The 16893-nt window shown below is 72.0% G+C and carries 14 protein-coding genes; 4 read left to right on the top strand and 10 right to left on the bottom strand.

Going from position 1 to position 16893, the window contains the following annotated elements:
* Positions 1-723: 723 nt before the first annotated feature.
* The 9 genes from ACSNOC_RS11725 to ACSNOC_RS11685 form a co-directional block, all read right to left on the bottom strand.
* Entirely contained in the window at positions 724-1773 is a 1050-nt protein-coding gene (locus ACSNOC_RS11725; RefSeq protein ID WP_436747292.1) for a BMP family lipoprotein, read from the bottom strand.
* 159 nt (positions 1774-1932) lie between these two features.
* Positions 1933-3138 (bottom strand): M20 family metallopeptidase, encoded by a 1206-nt coding sequence (locus ACSNOC_RS11720; protein ID WP_436747291.1) that lies wholly within the window; start codon positions 3136-3138, stop codon positions 1933-1935.
* A 198-nt stretch (positions 3139-3336) separates the two neighbouring features.
* On the bottom strand, positions 3337-4392 hold the full coding sequence (locus tag ACSNOC_RS11715) for a hypothetical protein (protein WP_436747290.1): 1056 nt from the start codon (positions 4390-4392) through the stop codon (positions 3337-3339).
* 46 nt (positions 4393-4438) lie between these two features.
* Positions 4439-5371 carry an N-acetylneuraminate synthase family protein gene (locus tag ACSNOC_RS11710; protein ID WP_436747289.1) on the bottom strand — a complete coding sequence of 311 codons (933 nt, stop codon included), beginning with the start codon at positions 5369-5371 and terminating at the stop codon, positions 4439-4441.
* A complete protein-coding gene (locus tag ACSNOC_RS11705) occupies positions 5368-6573 on the bottom strand; it encodes a cytidylyltransferase domain-containing protein (RefSeq protein ID WP_436747288.1) in 1206 nt (401 codons plus the stop codon). Before ACSNOC_RS11705 ends, ACSNOC_RS11710 begins: the two co-directional genes overlap by 4 nt.
* A gap of 97 nt (positions 6574-6670) precedes the next feature.
* A complete protein-coding gene (locus ACSNOC_RS11700; RefSeq protein WP_436747287.1) occupies positions 6671-8029 on the bottom strand; it encodes a DUF6716 putative glycosyltransferase in 1359 nt (452 codons plus the stop codon).
* Positions 8030-8223: 194 nt separating this feature from the next.
* Positions 8224-9807 (bottom strand): acyl-CoA mutase large subunit family protein, encoded by a 1584-nt coding sequence (locus tag ACSNOC_RS11695; RefSeq protein ID WP_436747286.1) that lies wholly within the window; start codon positions 9805-9807, stop codon positions 8224-8226.
* A 265-nt stretch (positions 9808-10072) separates the two neighbouring features.
* Positions 10073-10642, bottom strand: a complete 570-nt coding sequence (locus ACSNOC_RS11690) for an RNA polymerase sigma factor (protein WP_436747285.1) — start codon at positions 10640-10642, stop codon at positions 10073-10075.
* Positions 10643-10893: 251 nt separating this feature from the next.
* On the bottom strand, positions 10894-12486 hold the full coding sequence (locus tag ACSNOC_RS11685) for a beta-N-acetylhexosaminidase (protein WP_436747284.1): 1593 nt from the start codon (positions 12484-12486) through the stop codon (positions 10894-10896).
* 221 nt (positions 12487-12707) lie between these two features.
* Between ACSNOC_RS11685 and sdhC the strand changes: the two genes are divergently transcribed.
* The 4 genes from sdhC to ACSNOC_RS11665 are packed head-to-tail and all read left to right on the top strand — an operon-like array spanning position 12708 to position 16120.
* A complete protein-coding gene (sdhC, locus tag ACSNOC_RS11680; RefSeq protein ID WP_436747283.1) occupies positions 12708-13088 on the top strand; it encodes a succinate dehydrogenase, cytochrome b556 subunit in 381 nt (126 codons plus the stop codon).
* 5 nt (positions 13089-13093) lie between these two features.
* A complete protein-coding gene (locus tag ACSNOC_RS11675; protein WP_436747282.1) occupies positions 13094-13555 on the top strand; it encodes a succinate dehydrogenase hydrophobic membrane anchor subunit in 462 nt (153 codons plus the stop codon).
* A gap of 25 nt (positions 13556-13580) precedes the next feature.
* On the top strand, positions 13581-15335 hold the full coding sequence (gene sdhA, locus ACSNOC_RS11670) for a succinate dehydrogenase flavoprotein subunit (RefSeq protein WP_436747281.1): 1755 nt from the start codon (positions 13581-13583) through the stop codon (positions 15333-15335).
* Complete coding sequence (locus ACSNOC_RS11665) at positions 15335-16120, top strand: succinate dehydrogenase iron-sulfur subunit (RefSeq protein ID WP_436747280.1); 786 nt, start codon at positions 15335-15337, stop codon at positions 16118-16120. Before sdhA ends, ACSNOC_RS11665 begins: the two co-directional genes overlap by 1 nt.
* On the opposite strand, the gene ACSNOC_RS11660 is transcribed toward ACSNOC_RS11665, so the two are convergent.
* Positions 16117-16884 (bottom strand): SAM-dependent methyltransferase, encoded by a 768-nt coding sequence (locus ACSNOC_RS11660; RefSeq protein WP_436747279.1) that lies wholly within the window; start codon positions 16882-16884, stop codon positions 16117-16119. The genes ACSNOC_RS11665 and ACSNOC_RS11660 overlap by 4 nt on opposite strands.
* Between the last annotated feature and the right edge of the window lie 9 nt (positions 16885-16893).

The following is a 16893-nucleotide window of genomic DNA, read 5'->3' as shown; positions in this document are numbered from 1 at the left end:
CGGACCTGGACGAGCTGATCGGCCTGTCGGACACGCTCCGCGTGATGTACCGGGGCCGGTTCGTCGCGGACGCCGACGCCCGGACCCCCGGCCCGGACGGACACCCCGGCCACCGGCCGACCGGACCTCGCAGGTCTCGCGACGGCCCGGCGGGCCGAACCACGCACCGCCCACGCGGTGGGGCGGGCGAAGCCGGGACCGCCAGGAGACCCCACAGTCCTGGGGAGGACCATGACGAACACCGGCTAGCCAGGACCACCAGGACGACCGCCCCCACGCACCGGCGAGAAGCGGACGCCCAGCGCTCCCGGACAGGAACGAGCCAGAGCCTCCCGACCCCGAACAGCCGGACAGCGAGCCGCGCGGGACCCGGGACGGCCCGGACGGGACGCCGATACCCGGACCTCCGGCCCGGACGGACACCCCGGCCACCGGCCGACCGGACGTCGCGGGTCTCGCGACGGCCCGGCGGGCCGAACCACGCACCACCCGCGCGGTGGGGCGGGCGAAGCCGGGACCGCCGGGAGACCGCCGCCCACCCACCGGCGAGAAGCGGACGCCCGGGGCTCCCGAATCCAGAGCCGCCCGCCCCCGAGGGGCCGGACGGGGCCCGCGACGGCCCGGCCGGGCGCCGGCCACCAGCCGGCCGGATGTCGTGGGTCTCGTGACGGGCCGGGGGCCGCGGCCCCGTGAGAGGCGGACGGCGGGGCGTCGGGGGCGGTCCTACGGGGTGTCGTTCACCGTGACCTCGCCGTCCACGATGCGGCGGGTCGCCTCTTCGATCTCGGGCTGGATGTCGTCGATGAAGCCGCCCGAGGTGGCGAGGGCGACGCCCTCCTCCGCGAGGGTGTACTCGTGGACGCCCGACGGGGACTCGCCGTTCACGACCGCCTCGATCAGGTCGTACACCGCCACGTCCACGCCCTTCACCATCGAGGTGAGGATCGAGTCCTGGAACTCGGCCAGGCCCGGCTGCTGGTACTGGTCGGAGTCGACGCCGATCGCCCAGGCGCCCTCGACCGCGGCGACCTCCTCGATCGAGCCCTGGCCGGAGGAACCGGCCGCGGTGTAGATCACGTCCACGCCGCGCTCCAGCATGCCGTTGGCCTGCTCGGCCGCGCGGGCCGGGTCGCTGAAGCCGCGGTCGTCGTCGCGGTACAGGTAGTTGACCTCGACCTCGACGTCCGGGTCGGTGTCCTCGACGCCCTGCACGAAGCCCGCCTCGAACTTCTGGATCAGCGGGTTCTGCACGCCGCCGATGAAGCCGACCTGGCCGGACTCGGTCTTCAGGGCCGCGGCGACACCGGCGAGGTATGAGCCCTCGTGCTCGGCGAAGACCATGCCGTAGACGTTGTCCCCCTCGGGCGCCGAGTCGACCACGCCGAACGTCGTGTCGGGGAAGTCCTGCGCGACCTCGGCGATGGCGTTGCCGTAGAGGAAGCCGACGCCGATCACCGGGTCGTAGCCCTCCTGGGCCAGGGAGGTCAGGCGCTGGATGCGGTCCGCGTCGGTCTCGCCGTTGCGGGCGGTCTGGTACTCGACGTGGACGCCGAGCTCCTCCTCGGCCTGGTCGCCGCCGCGCGCGGCCGCCTCGTTGAACGAGTGGTCGTTCCGGCCGCCGACGTCGAAGGCGATGCCGACGCCGTGCGAGGAGCCGTTGGTCTCGTTGTCGTTCTGATTCGATTCGGTGGAGCTCTCACCACACGCGGTGGCGGCGAGCGCGAGGGCCGCCGTGGCGGCGACCGTGGCGGCGAACCTGGATACGCGGCGCAAGAGGGCTATCCCTTCGGTCGAAAGCGCCTCTTACGGCGCTGTTGCGCAGATAGTAACGCGCGTAGAACGCGAGCGAACCCCACAGTTCGTCCTGTTATCAGATCGGTGTGGACGCAACCTGCACGCAACATCGGCACCAGCCGCACACGCCCGCGCGGCTCACCCCTCCAGCAGCGCCGCCTGGGTCAGCAGCTCCACGCCGACCGCGATCGCGCGCTCGTCCACGTCGAAGTCGCCCTGGTGGATGTCGCGCGGCGTCGCCGAGGGGTCGCCCGGCGGGCGGACCCCGAGCCGGGCCATGGCGCCGGGCACCTGCTGGAGGTACCACGAGAAGTCCTCGCCACCCAGGCTCTGCTCGGTGCCGGTCACCGCGTCCGCGCCGAACCGGGCCGTCATCGCCTCGGCGAGCAGCGCGGTCGAGGCGGCGTCGTTGACCACGGGCGGCACCCCCCGCACGTACTGGATCTCCGGCTTGGCCCGGTACATCGTCGCCACCTCGTCCACCGCGGCCAGCACCAGATCGGGCGCGGCGTGCCAGGCGTCCAGGTCCAGGCAGCGCATCGTGCCGGACAGCTCGGCGGTCTGCGGGATCACGTTGGGGGCGTGCCCGGTGGTCAGGCGGCCCCAGGTGACCGCCATCCCGGCGCGGGTGTCCACGCGGCGGGCGATCAGCGCCGGGACGTCGGTGGCGATCCTGGCGGCGGCCGTGACCAGGTCGGTCGTCAGGTGCGGGCGGGCGGTGTGGCCGCCGGGGCCGGCGAGCTTGACCTCGATGCGGTCGCAGGCGGAGGTGATCGCGCCGGTGCGCACCCCGATGCGCCCCGCGTCGAGGCGCGGGTCGCAGTGCAGGGCGAGGATGCGGGCGACGCCCTCCAGCACGCCGGACTCGATGGCGTCGGTCGCGCCGCCGGGCAGCACCTCCTCGGCGGGCTGGAAGACCAGCCGGACCGGGCGCGGCAGCAGGCCGCGCCCGGCCAGCCGGGCGAGCATGAGCCCGGCGCCGAGGACGACCGCGGTGTGCACGTCGTGGCCGCAGGCGTGGGCCCGGCCGGGAATGGTCGACCGGTACGGCACGGTCTTGGTGTCCGGGATGGGGAGCGCGTCGATGTCCGCGCGCAGCGCGAGGATCGGGCCGTCCACACCCGGGGACCGTACGTCGCACATGAGTCCGGTGCCGCTGTCGAGCACGCGGGGCGCCAGGCCGGCGCGCTCCAGGCGCTCCTTCAGGACGGCGGTGGTGCGGACTTCCTGGTTGCCCAGCTCGGGATGCATGTGCAGATCCCGGCGGAACGCGACGAGCTCGGCCCTCAGTGCCGCGTCGGGCGACGGGGACGGGGCGGGCTCCGGGGACGGCAGATCACTCACGTGATCGAGACTAGCCCCGAACAGGGGTCAACAGGGCGTTCCTCGGGGAAAGTTCATACTCCGAGACGACCTGGGACCCGCATGGGACCATATGTGACTGGGTATGACTGCTTGTTTCGGCCCCGGATGTGGCGTGCCTCACTCACTTCGGCGCACTCACCTCGGCCCACTCACCGTCGGCTCCTCACCGCGGCCCGCTCACTGCGGCGCGGCCGACCGCGGCGGCGCCAGGCCGTGTGCCCCGCGTGCCGTGCTGGTGACGGTGGCGAGGAAGCCGCTGGCGCGCTCGGTCACCCGCTCGGTGAACAGCGACTCGGCGACGTCGCAGACGACGACCTCCACGTCCGTGTCCGACAGCACGTGCGGCAGCGTGTGCACGACGGTGGAGGGGAAGCTGAGGATCTTCGACCCGATCGGGCCGCGCCGGGCCACCAGCTCCAGCGGCAGGTCCGGCCGTACTATCTCGACGCGCGCCTCCCGGCTGAGCCGGCGCAGCTTCTCGCCGCTCTCCTTGCGGTGCGCGAAGTACCGCGTTATGCCGTGCTCCCTGACGAGCGCGGCGACGGCGGCCGTGTAGCCGTCCTCGTGCAGTACGCCGGTCTCCACCAGCGAGGTGCCCACCAGGTCGGCGCCGCCGGTCAGCCGGGGCGGCCCGAAGCGGGACCTGGTCCAGGAGAACGAGTTGGCCGAGACCGTGATGCCCTCCATGGCCTGCACGGGCATGACGGTGAACACCTCGACCGACCGTCCGGCCGCCGGGGTGAGCCGCCGTACCGCGCGCCGCGCGACCGGCGCGAAGAGCATCGCGCGCGGCCCCCGGGCCTGCGGGCGGTGCCAGCGCACCAGCCGCTCGCCGCGCGCGAGCTGGGCGGTGAACTCCATGGTGGCGGTGCCGTCGTCCACGACCACGATGTCGCAGTCCCGGGCCATGGAGAGCAGCACCTGGAGGTAGTGGGAGAACGGGTCCCCGATCACCAGCCTCCTGGCCCGGCGCAGCGGCCCGGCCAGGGCGGCCAGCGCCCGCGACGGCGTCAGGGCGCCGCCGCGGGCCTCGCGCCACAGCACGCGGCAGCCGGAGTCCCGGGCCAGTTGCGCCATGCGGCGCAACTGGCCTCTGCTGGTGGGGTCATGGGGCGGGAGGATGACCACGGTGAAACCGCCGGGGCCGGTGGTGTGGGCCCACTCCAGTGTGTTGAGCAACTGGACCGGGCTTTCGGCGAACGCCAGCGTCTGCGCACACGCGTCATCGCTCATGCGTCTCCCGTCCCATTCCCTTCCGTGTCGGCTGCGGGTGGCGGCCTCAGACCGAGGCGGTCGCGGGCTCGGTGCTGTCCTGCTGGGCGACGACGCCCTTGACGCGGCGGAGCTTCTTCATCGGGCCCAGCTCGCTGTCGTAGACGCGCTTGACGCCGTCACCGAGGGACTCCTCGATGATGCGGATGTCGCGCACCAGCCGGGACAGGCCCTGCGGCTCGACCGAGGCGGCCTGGTCGGAGCCCCACATGGCGCGGTCGAGGGTGATGTGCCGCTCGATGAAGGTGGCGCCGAGGGCGACGGCGGCCAGCGTGGTCTGCAGGCCGGTCTCGTGGCCGGAGTACCCGATGGGCACGTTGGGGTACTCGGCCTGCAGCGTGTGGATCACCCGCAGGTTGAGCTCCTCGGCCTTGGCCGGGTAGGTGCTGGTGGCGTGGCAGAGCAGGATGTTCTCGCTGCCGAGCACCTCCACCGCGTGCCGGATCTGCTTGGGCGTCGACATGCCGGTCGACAGGATGACGGTGCGGCCGGTGGCGCGCAGGGCGCGCAGCAGCTCGTCGTCGGTGAGCGAGGCCGACGCGACCTTGTGGGCCGGCAGGTCGAACCGCTCCAGGAACGCGACGGCCTCGGTGTCCCAGGGCGAGGCGAACCAGTGGATCCCGCGCTTCTTGCAGTACTCGTCGATGGCCCGGTACTCGTCCTCGCCGAACTCGACGCGGTGCCGGTAGTCGATGTAGGTCATCCGGCCCCACGGGGTGTCGCGCTCGATGTCCCACTGGTCGCGCGGAGTGCAGATCTCCGGCGTCCGCTTCTGGAACTTCACCGCGTCGCAGCCGGCCTCGACAGCGGCGTCGATCAGCGCGAAGGCGTTCTCCAGATCGCCGTTGTGGTTGATGCCGATCTCACCGGTGATGTACACCGGGCGGCCCGGGCCCACGACACGGTCGCCGAAGTTACGAAGGCGGTTGCCTGGGGTCATGATGTGGTCAGTTCCTTTCCGAGGATCCACGAGGCGATCTCGCGGATCGCGCCTGCGCCACCGGGCGCGGAGGTGACCGCGCGAGCGGCGCCGCGTACGACGTCATGGGCGCTGGCGACGGCGACCGGCCATCCGACGAGGTCGAAGCACGGCAGGTCGTTGACGTCATTGCCCGCGTAGAGCACGCGCTCCGGCGCGATTCCCTGTTCCTCGCACCATTGCTTCAGGGCGAGGTCCTTCCGGTCGATGCCGTGCAGCACGGGGATGCGCAGTTTGCGCGCCCGCGCGGCGACGACCGGATTCTCCTCCGTGGACAGGATCAGCAGGGGCAGACCGGCACGCCGCAGCGCGGCGATGCCGAGCCCGTCGCCGCGGTGCACGGCCACGAGCTCCCGTCCGTCGGAGTCGACGAGCACACGGTCGTCCGTCTGCGTGCCGTCGAAGTCGAGCACGACCGCGTCGATGTCGGCGCGGGTCGGAAGGTGATCGGGGAAGGGCCCGGTGGAGGCGCTCTCCGTGCCGCCGTCGAAGAGCGGCGCGAGGGCGCGGGCGCGGGCGAGATCGTGCGGGTCGTCGATCTCCAGCACGCGCGCGGGGTCGGTGCGGATCAGCTCGGTCCGGCCGAAGAAGCGGTGCCGCTGCTCGCGGAAGCCGTCGGCGCGCATCGCGTAGGCGGCGCCGGTCTCCAGCAGGTCCTCCGGCCGGTCCTGGCGGCGCGGCCGGTACGCCTTGTCGTGGTTGACGCCGTGCCCGCCGGCGCCGGGGGCGTCGCGCCACAGGAAGCCGTGGAACGGGGCCACCGTCAGGGCGGTGTCGGCGCCGTCGAGGACGGCGGCGGTGACGCCGTCGATCTCCTCGCGGGTCAGGAACGGGCTGGTGCACTGGACGAGCAGCACGACGTCGACCGTCACGCCGTGCCGCCGCTCGTAGGCGTCCATGGCGTGCAGCACCGCGGCCTCGCTGGTGGCGGTGTCCCCGGCGATGTCGGTGGGGCGCTCGACGACCTCGGCGCCCGCGGCGTGCCCGGCGGCGGCGATCCCGGGGTCGTCGGTGGAGACGACGACGGAGGTCAGCAGGTGGGCGGCCCGGCAGGCCCGGACGGCACGGGCGACCAGAGGAGCGTCCCCGACGGGCGCGAGGTTCTTGGCGGGCACCCCCTTGGAGCCCCCGCGCGCGGGGATCACAGCCAGAACAGTGCTCATGGTCACGCCTTCACTCGCATGTGCTTGTCGATCGCTTCTTCACCACAAGGACGCACGCTTTCGGCCATACGTTGCGCACATCCGTTCACCGGCCGGCTCACAACTGCCCCCAGCGCCGGATCAGCGGCGCCACCCGCTGCACGCCCGCCCGGTAGGCGCCGCGCGCGGTGCGGCGCAGCAGCCGGCGGGAGGCGGCGCGCATGCCCGCCTCGGCCACGGGGGCCTGGGATCCGGCGACGGGCTCGCCCTTGATGTCGAGGCCGTGCCGGGCCAGGACGCCGGGCAGGTATCCGGGGGCGGTGCGGGCCGTGTAGTAGGGGGTCAGGGGCGGCAGCCCCTTCTCGCGCCGCGCTTCGAGCAGGCCGTCGAGCCGGCCGCGCGCCACGGCGAACGCCTGCTCGTGCGAGGTGGCAACGCCCTGGTCGGCCAGCCAGTCCGGGTCGGGCTCGGGCAGGTGGCCGGCGTCCAGCTCGTCCCAGGAGGCGAAGCAGCCGGAGCCGATGAAGTAGTGGTTGCCGAGGGCCTCGCGGACGCCGAGGTCGGTGAGGACCGCGGTCGGGATCGACCGGTGCAGCGATTCGAGGGCGGCGGTGGAGCTGACCGTGACCAGCAGGTCGGTCTCGTCCAGGACCTCGCCCATGTTGCCGTAGGCCAGGCGGAAGTTGGGCGGCTGCTCCTCCTTGGCGCGCTCGGCGAGGCGCTGGTAGGGCAGCTCCTCGATGTGCGTGGTGTGCTCGCTGGGCTTGCTGCGCAGCTTCAGCACGACCTCCCGCTCGGGGTGCCTGCGGGCGTGCTCCATGGCGCGCTCCAGCAGGTAGACCCGGTCCTTGCGGCTGTCGGGCACCGAGGGCTGGACGGCGAAGACCACCCGGTAGGGCCGCTCGCCGCGCTGGGCGGGGCCCGGGTCGTACGCGCGTCCGTCGAGGAACGGCAGGGCGCACTCGGTGACGGACGAGCTGTCGGCGCGGACGCCGTCGTACAGCATGCGGAAGCGGCGCGCGTCGAAGGGGCTGTTGGCCAGCACCATGTCCGCGCCGTGCCGCAACAGCAGCCCGTCGGGCAGCTTCTCGTACACGACGCCGACGTAGCCGGTGACGACGACGGGCCGGCGGTCGGCGGTGCGCCAGGCGCGGGCGAGCCCGTGCAGCATGGCCTGGATGGTGCCCCCCACGCAGGCCAGGATCAGGACGTCGATCGGGTCCTTGCCGCTGTCCCCGTGGGCGCGCTCGCCGAGGTCGGTGAGGAAGTCCACCGCGCTGACCTCGTGCAGGACGTCCGCCTCGGCCCCGATCTCCGCCAGCTGCCGCTCGGTCGGCGTGGCACGCCCCCACAGCAGATAGCCATGGACGGACGATTCCGGGGCGATCCGGCGCGCGGTCAGCGCGCCCCATTTCCAACGGGTATCGGAATCCGCCAGCACGGCCACACGGAGTGGGGTGGGGGATGAAACGGGCACGGATTCAACGCTAGGGAGCGGTATCGAGTGCCGGGCCAACTCAGTCACAACAACCAGTTAACAGCATGACACGTTAAAACCAACTCACCTCACGACGGCCGCCCGGAAGCCCCGGAACCACGGGCATTTCAGACAGGAATCCCCCGGTAGACACCCTTTGTTCATCTACCGGGGGATGCTGAAGGCGGACGGGCTCAGAAGGTCTCCGAGGGGACGTACGCCCCCCACACCTCACGCAGCGCGTTGCAGACCTCACCGACCGTGGCGCGCAGGCGCAGCGCCTCCTTCATCGGGTAGAGCACGTTCTCCGTGTCGCCGGCCGCGGCGGCGGCCAGCCGGGCGAGCGCCGCGTCCACCGCCTCCTGGTCCCGCTCGGCCCGCAGCCGCGCCAGCCGCTCGGCCTGCTGGGCCTCGATGGCCGGGTCCACCCGCAGCGGCTCGTACGGCTCCTCCTCGTCGAGCTGGAAGCGGTTGACGCCGACCACCACGCGGTCGCCGGCCTCCGTCTCCTGCGCCACGCGGTACGCGCTGCGCTCGATCTCGGACTTCTGGAAGCCCTGCTCGATCGCGTTCACCGCGCCGCCGCGGTCCTCGACCTGCCGCATCAGGTCCACTATCGCGGTCTCCAGGTCGTCGGTCATCGTCTCGATGACGTACGAGCCGGCGAACGGGTCGACGGTGGCCGTGACGTCCGTCTCGTACGCCAGGACCTGCTGCGTGCGCAGCGCCAGCCGGGCGGACTTGTCGGTCGGCAGCGCTATGGCCTCGTCGTAGGAGTTGGTGTGCAGCGACTGGGTGCCGCCGAGCACCGCGCCCAGGGCCTGGACGGCGACGCGCACCAGGTTCACCTCGGGCTGCTGCGCGGTGAGCTGCACGCCCGCGGTCTGGGTGTGGAAGCGCAGCATCATCGACTTGGGGTTCTTCGCGCCGAACTCGTCGCGCATCACGCGCGCCCAGATGCGCCGGGCCGCGCGGAACTTGGCGATCTCCTCCAGCAGCGTGGTCCTGGCCACGAAGAAGAACGACAGCCGGGGCGCGAAGTCGTCCACGTCCATTCCGGACGCGACGGCGGTGCGCACGTACTCGATGCCGTCCGCCAGCGTGAACGCGATCTCCTGCGCGGGCGTCGCGCCCGCCTCGGCCATGTGGTAGCCGGAGATCGAGATCGTGTTCCACTTCGGCAGCTCGGCCTTGCAGTACTTGAAGATGTCCGCGATCAGCCGCAGCGACGGCTTGGGCGGGAAGATGTACGTGCCGCGGGCGATGTACTCCTTCAGCACGTCGTTCTGGATGGTCCCGGTGAGCTGGTCCGGGCTCACGCCCTGCTCCTCGGCGACGAGCTGGTAGAGCAGGAGCAGCAGCGCGGCGGGCGCGTTGATCGTCATCGACGTGGACACCTTGCCCAGCGGGATGCCGTCGAAGAGGACCCGCATGTCGTCCACGGAGTCGATCGCCACGCCGACCTTGCCGACCTCGCCGTGCGCGATCGGCGCGTCCGAGTCGTGCCCCATCTGGGTGGGGAGGTCGAACGCGACGGACAGGCCCATGGTGCCGTTCGCGATGAGCTGCTTGTACCGGGCGTTGGACTCCACGGCCGTGCCGAAGCCCGCGTACTGCCGCATCGTCCACGGACGACCCGTGTACATCGACGGGTAGACGCCCCGGGTGTACGGATACTCGCCCGGCTGACCCAGCTTCTCCCGCGGGTCCCAGCCCTTGAGCGCCTCCGGACCGTACACCGGCTCGATGGGCTTTCCGGATTCGGACTCTCGCGCCATGGTTCTGCCTCCCGCGTCGTCGCGCCTGCCGCAACGGACTGTAGCGAGGAGCATCCGCCCGGTGGGAGAGGGCCGGGCTGGGAGAAGCGTCACAACCCGGGTGCGGGAACGCGGGCAGGACGGTGCGAGATGCGCGGGCGGGGCTAGGGGGAAAGCCACCCCGCCCGCGCCTGGGGCTCCCTGAGGTACGGGGGGGACCTCGGGAATGCCCCGCGGCCGATGACCAGTCGGCCTGACTCTTACTGCGCCGTAGCCCCGATTTCCGTTACAGCGCCCCGTCGTCCCACAGCTCGACCAGCTCGGCCAGCCGGCGCAGCCCGCGGTGGTTCGCGGTGCGCACCGCGCCGGGCCGGCAGCCCAGGAGCGTGGCGGCCCGTTTGGCGTCCAGGCCGAACATCGTGCGCAGCACCACGGCCTCCGCCTGCTCCTGCGGCAGCTTCGCGACCAGCGCGAACGCCTCCGAGGTGGACAGCGAGGCGATGGCCTCCTCCGCGGTGTCGGCCGGGGACGCCAGGTCGGTGAGCCCGGCCTCCTCGGTCCCGCACTCCCGGGGCCGGCGGCCACGCGCCCGCAGATGGTCCAGCGCCCGGTTCCGCGCGATCCTCGCCGTCCAGCCACGGAAACGGTCGGCGTCGCCACTGAATCTCCCCAGATCCCGCGATATGTGCAGCCACGCCTCGGCCGTGACGTCCTCGGCGTCCGGCTCGGCCACGATGGTGCGCACATACCCGAGCAGCCGCGGGTGAACGGCCCTGAACACCGTCCGGAACGCGGTCTCGTCCCCTTCCTGAGCCGCGTGCACCGCCGCGGTCAGGTCGATGTCTGCCCCCTGCACTCCCGGCCCCCCTTTGCGGCTCGCGCCGCATTCTTCCCAAGGCTGGTGACTGTGAGTCTCTGGCGTCTGAACGCTACGCGTTCTGAACGGCTGAGTCCATGGCGCATCCGGACGTATCCGCTCGGTAACAGAAACCCGTTCCACGGCGCTGTAGGGGATGCGGACGGCAGCTCCGTCAGGCTCCGTCCCGCGGCAGCCGGGGTCTCTCCTGTGGGGGGTGGCGGCCCCGGCTGCTCCGGCTCCCGCCCGGTCTACCCGGCGCTCGGCGCCACCTCGTCCGCGAGCGCGGTGAACGCCGCCCAGTCCCGTTCCGGGTCCGCCGGGTCCCACAGCTTCTGCGCCACCGCGCGCAGCGGCATCCGGATGCCCTCGGCCACCTCCGCCGTGGTCTGGGCGTCGGCCAGGTCGCACCAGACGGCCAGCCGCCCGCCCGGCACGTGCGCGGCGCCTGCGTACTCCTCGGGCACCGGCGCGGAGCCGCGCAGCACGTCGGGCGTCCACTCCTCGTAGATCCGCTCGCCGGTCGGGTAGGCGAAGTCGTTGGCCTCGCCCAGGACGTAGTAGAGGTACTCGGAGTTGAGGTTGATCAGCCGGTACCCGGCCTCCAGGTACTCCTCGGGCTCCCGGGCGCCGTACTCGCGGCCCGTCCAGTACGTGACCTCCCGTTCGGCGTCCGGGGCGACGACCCCGCCGCGGTGCATGCCGTCGTTCCACACCTGCGGGGTCCGGCCCAGCTCCCTGACGGTCTCGGCGCGGTCGTTGAGCCAGTCGGTGGCCAGGTCGCGGACCGTGGCGTCCGGCCCGAACCGCTCGCGCGCCGCCTCGGCCAGCCCGGGGTACGCGGCCTCGGGGTCGGCGCTGAACAGGGCCGCGTACTCGTCGCCGCCCAGGTGCCACAGGCGGCTGGGGAACAGTTCGTCGTACTCGCGCAGCAGGTCGTCGATCAGCTCGCCGGCCGCCGGGTCCGCGATGTCGATGGCGCCCTCGGTCACGCTGCCGTCGGCGCGCGTCAGGCGCAGCTCGGGGTGGGCGTCGAGGACGGCGTCGAGGTGGCCCGGCGAGTCGATCTCGGGGATGACGTCGATGTGCAGCGACGCGGCCAGCTCCACGATGCCCCGCACCTCGTCCTTGGTCAGGTGCGGGGCGGAGACGATCTCCGGATGGCTGTCGCTCGCCACCCGGAACGCCTGGTCGTCGCTGAGGTGGAGCTGGAGCTGGTTGAGCTTGAGGTCGGCCATCTCGCGCAGCCGGTCCTCGATCCACTCGGCCGGGAAGTGCTTGCGCGCGATGTCCAGCGACAGGCCGCGCTGCGGCCGGTCCGGACGGTCCTCGACGGTGCCCTGCGGCAGGCCGCCGCGCCCGTTGACCGCCTGTACCACCGTCCGGGTGCCGTAGAAGACGCCCGCGTCGGTCTCGGCGGTGACGGTGACCCGCTGGTCGTCGGTGACCAGCCGGTAGCCCTCGTCGCCGGTGTCCGCGCCGGGGTCGAGGACGAGCTCGACGTCCCCGGCGCGGGCGTCGCCGGAGGCGCGGGCGGCGTTCAGCTCGCCGGCCAGCCGGTCGGCCTCGTCGTCCAGCGGCCCGTCCGCGTCGGCGACCACGCGCGTGGTCGCGGCCGGTGCCCAGCCCGGCCCCGGCTCGGCGTCGAAGGAGCGGACGGAGGGGATGGTGGCCGGCTCCCCGGCGGGTCCGGTCGGCAGCGGCGAGGGGGCCGGGCTCGGGGCGGGCGACGACCCCGCCCCGGCCTCGCCGCCCGTCCGGCCGACGGCCGCGACCACCGCGGCCGCCGCGATGACGAGCAGGGCCGCGGCCAGGGCGATCACGCGCCACGGCACACCTCGCATGCCTTCGACGGTAACGGCCGCGGACAAGGCGGCAAGTCGGGGCAAACGGATGACGCGCATGCCTGATTGCTCACACCTCGAGGCCCCCGCGCTGAAGCGGCCGGGGCCCGTCGATACCATGTGCGCGGCCGGTGGACCGTACCCGGCCGGGCCAGACCGACATCCATCGCATCCGGGAGCTGCCGGCCGGCCCTCCTGAGACGCTTGTGAAGGGTTCTTCCGTGCCGGCAGGAACGTTGTACCGCGGCCGGGAAGGCATGTGGTCATGGGTGGCGCACCGCGTCACCGGTGTCACCGTTTTCTTCTTCCTGTTCGTCCATGTGCTGGACACCGCGCTGGTCCGTGTCTCGCCCGAGGCCTACGACGACACGATCGCGGTGTACAAGACACCGATCGTCGCCGTGATGGAGTACGGCCTCGTCGCCGCCGTCCTCTTCCACGCCCTCAACGGGCTGCGGGTGATCACGGTCGACTTCTGGGCCAAGGGCGCCCGATACCAGCGGCAGATGCTGTGGACCGTGGTCGGCCTGTGGGCCCTGACCATGGCCGGGGCGGCGTACCCGGTGCTGGGGCACGCCTTCCGTGAGCTGTTCGGGAGCTGATGATCATGGCCATCGAAACCACCGACCCCACCGACGCCGGTTACGGCCCCGGCCGCCCCGCGCCGGTCATCGAACCGCCCCGCGCCCGCACCGGCAGGTCCCCGCGCACCACCCGTACGAACTACGAGCTGTACGGCTGGGTGTTCATGCGGATGTCCGGCATCCTGCTCGTGGTGCTGGTGATCACCCACCTGCTGATCCAGCTCGTGCTGGACGGCGGCGTCAGCAAGGTCAGCTTCGCCTTCGTCGCGGGCCGCTGGGCCTCGCCGTTCTGGCAGGCGTGGGACCTGATCATGCTGTGGCTCGCCATGCTGCACGGCGGCAACGGCCTGCGGACGATCATCAACGACTACGCGGAGCGCGACACCACGCGCTTCTGGCTGAAGATGCTTCTGTACACGGCCACGGTCTTCACCGTGCTGCTGGGCACCCTGGTGATCTTCACCTTCGACCCGAACATCGGCTAGCGGCAGCGGGGCAGACGAGAATCCCATGCAGATCCACAAGTACGACACCGTCATCGTGGGCGCCGGCGGCGCCGGGATGCGCGCGGCCATCGAGGCCACCAAGCGCAGCCGCACCGCCGTGCTGACCAAGCTGTACCCCACCCGCTCCCACACCGGCGCCGCCCAGGGCGGCATGGCCGCGGCCCTGGCCAACGTCGAGGACGACAACTGGGAGTGGCACACCTTCGACACCGTCAAGGGCGGCGACTACCTGGTCGACCAGGACGCGGCCGAGATCCTGGCGAAGGAGGCCATCGACTCCGTCCTCGACCTGGAGAAGATGGGCCTGCCGTTCAACCGCACCCCCGAGGGCCGCATCGACCAGCGGCGCTTCGGCGGGCACAGCCGCAACCACGGCGAGGCGCCCGTGCGCCGCTCCTGCTACGCGGCCGACCGCACCGGGCACATGATCCTCCAGACGCTGTACCAGAACTGCGTCAAGGAGGGCGTGGAGTTCTACAACGAGTTCTACGTCCTGGACCTGCTGCTGAACGAGGTCGACGGCGTCAAGCGCACCGCCGGCGTGGTGGCGTACGAGCTGGCCACCGGTGAGCTGCACGTCTTCCAGGCCAAGGCCGTGGTCTTCGCCTCCGGCGGCAACGGCAAGTTCTACAAGGTGACCTCCAACGCCCACACCCTGACCGGCGACGGCCAGGCGGCGGCGTTCCGGCGCGGGCTGCCGCTGGAGGACATGGAGTTCTTCCAGTTCCACCCGACCGGCATCTGGAAGATGGGCATCCTGCTCACCGAGGGCGCGCGCGGCGAGGGCGGCATCCTGCGGAACAAGGACGGCGAGCGCTTCATGGAGAAGTACGCGCCCGTCATGAAGGACCTCGCCTCCCGCGACGTGGTCTCCCGCTCGATCTACACCGAGATCCGCGAGGGGCGCGGCTGCGGCCCCGACGGCGACCACGTCTACCTCGACCTGACGCACCTGCCGCCGGAGCAGCTCGACGCGAAGCTGCCGGACATCACCGAGTTCGCCCGCACCTACCTGGGCATCGAGCCGTACACCGACCCGATCCCGATCCAGCCGACCGCGCACTACGCGATGGGCGGCATCCCCACCAACGTGCGCGGCGAGGTGCTGGCCAACAACACCGACATCGTGCCCGGCCTGTACGCGGCCGGCGAGGTCGCCTGCGTCTCGGTGCACGGCGCCAACCGCCTCGGCACCAACTCGCTGCTGGACATCAACGTCTTCGGCCGCCGGGCCGGCATCGCCGCCGCCGAGTACGCGGCCACCGCCGACTACGTCGAACTGCCGCCGGAGCCGGAGAAGTTCGTGGCCACCGAGGTCGAGCGGATGCGGAACTCCACGGGCGAGGAGCGGGTCCCGATGATCCGCAAGGCGCTCCAGGAGACGATGGACAAGAACGCCATGGTCTTCCGCACCGAGCAGACGCTCAAGGAGGCCCTGGAGGACATCGCGGAGCTGCGCGCCCGCTACCGCAACGTGTCGGTCCAGGACAAGGGCAAGCGGTTCAACACCGACCTGCTGGAGGCCCTGGAGCTGGGCAACCTGCTGGACCTGGCCGAGGTGCTCGTCGTCTCCGCCCTGGCCCGCAACGAGTCGCGCGGCGGTCACTACCGCGAGGACTACCCGAACCGCGACGACGTCAACTTCATGCGGCACACCATGGCGTACCGCGAGGTGGACGCCGACGGCAACGAGTCGATCCGGCTGGACTACAAGCCGGTCGTCCAGACCCGCTACCAGCCGATGGAGCGTAAGTACTGATGGCTACCCCGACACTGGAGAAGACCGCCGGCGCCCCGGGCGCGGCGGCGGACGACTACCTGGTCACGGTCACCTTCCGGATCCGCCGGTTCAACCCGGAGGAGGCGCCCGAGGCGTTCTGGCAGGACTTCGAGATCAGGATCGATCCCAAGGAGCGCGTCCTGGACGCGCTGCACCAGATCAAGTGGGAGCTGGACGGTTCGCTGACGTTCCGGCGCAGTTGCGCCCACGGCATCTGCGGCTCGGACGCGATGCGGATCAACGGCAAGAACCGGCTGGCGTGCAAGACCCTGATCAAGGACATCGCCAGCCTGAAGAACGGCGTGGGCACCAAGCCGATCCTGGTCGAGCCGATAAAGGGTCTGACGGTCATGAAGGACCTGGTCGTCGACATGGAGCCGTTCTTCCAGGCGTACCGGGACGTGATGCCGTTCCTGATCACCAAGGGCAACGAGCCCACCCGCGAGCGGCTCCAGTCCGCCGCGGACCGGGAGCGTTTCGACGACACCACCAAGTGCATCCTGTGCGCGGCGTGCACCTCGTCCTGCCCGGTGTTCTGGAGCGACGGTCAGTACTTCGGCCCGGCGGCGATCGTCAACGCCCACCGCTTCATCTTCGACTCCCGCGACGAGGGCGGCGAGCAGCGGCTGGAGATCCTCAACGACCGTGACGGCGTGTGGCGTTGCCGCACGGTGTTCAACTGCACGGACGCCTGCCCGCGCGGCATCGAGGTGACGAAGGCCATCCAGGAGGTCAAGCAGGCCCTCATCACCCGCCGCTTCTAGGGGGCCTCATCCCGGCGCAGCACCAGCGTCACGAAGCCCAGCACGCCCCGGTAGCCCCGGAGCCATGCCGCCCGGTGGGCGGTGACGGTCTCCCGGGCCGCCGGGGCGTCCGGGTGTCCGGGGCGGTCCAGGGCCCACCGGGTGAGGGAGCCGGTCCAGCGCCACTCGTACGCGTCCCACTCGGCGAGCGAGGAGATGTGGCCGTGGACGGGCGCCCAGCCGGCGTCCACGACCCGGTCCACCGTGGTGGCCAGGTCCGCGTAGTCGTCGGGGTCCGCGTCGAGTTCGGCCAGCGCGGCCGGGGTCGGCCCGCGCTCCCAGAAGCCCTCCCCCACCACCGCGCAGCCGCCCGGCGCCAGATGGCGGCCGACGGCCGCCAGCGCGGGGAGCAGCCCGCCGAAGGCGTGCGTGGCGCCCACGCACAGCACGGCGTCGAACGGGTCGCCCGGCGCGTACTCCCCGGCGCTCGTCTGCCGCAGCTCCAGCCGTCCGGCGACGCCGAGCCGCTTGGCCGCCCCGGCCGCCGAGGCCAGCGTGTCGGCGGACAGGTCCACGCCGACCGCCCGCGCCGAGGGTCTGGTCGCCAGCGCCCGCAGCAGCCAGGGCGCCTCCCCGCAGCCGAGGTCGAGCAGCCGGCCGCCGCCGGGCACGTGCGCCAGGGCGGCGTCCAGCAGCGCGGCCACCGCGTCGTCGTGGAGCGGGGCGGCGACGGGGTGCTCGGCGTGCGTGATGAGGTGGCGGCGATAGGGCTCCCAGGGATCCACCGGAGCAGG

This window comes from Streptomyces sp. URMC 129 (assembly GCF_051386415.1).
Classification (GTDB): Bacteria; Actinomycetota; Actinomycetes; order Streptomycetales; family Streptomycetaceae; genus Streptomyces.
The sequence above is the reverse complement of the archived record's forward strand: the minus strand, read 5'-3'. Positions and strand labels throughout refer to the sequence as shown.